At 48.9% G+C, this 264-nt stretch carries 1 pseudogene; it reads right to left on the reverse strand.

Going from position 1 to position 264, the window contains the following annotated elements:
* Nucleotides 1-264: pseudogene (gene yiaO, locus FN960_RS24265) on the reverse strand (2,3-diketo-L-gulonate TRAP transporter substrate-binding protein YiaO); the annotation flags it as partial.

The following is a 264-nucleotide window of genomic DNA, read 5'->3' on the forward strand; positions in this document are numbered from 1 at the left end:
GTTCATCACTGGTGATAACCCGGCAAAGTTATTCGAGCCGGACATTTCCATATCGATGGTGCCGCCACGTACGCCGCTGATCATCGCCTGCGCGTTACCGAGAGTGCTGTCCGGGAACAGTTTTAATTTCAGCTCGCCTTTGGTTCTCTCCTGCAATAAATCATTGAATTTTTTCGCCGCAATATGTTGCGAGTCGGTTTGTGATGTTTCATAACCGAAACGTAAAGATTGTGCCGCCAGAGAAGATGTGCTGAATGCAGCCAG

This window comes from Alkalicoccobacillus porphyridii, from assembly GCF_007293315.1.
GTDB lineage: Bacteria > Bacillota > Bacilli > Bacillales > Bacillaceae_D > Alkalicoccobacillus > Alkalicoccobacillus porphyridii.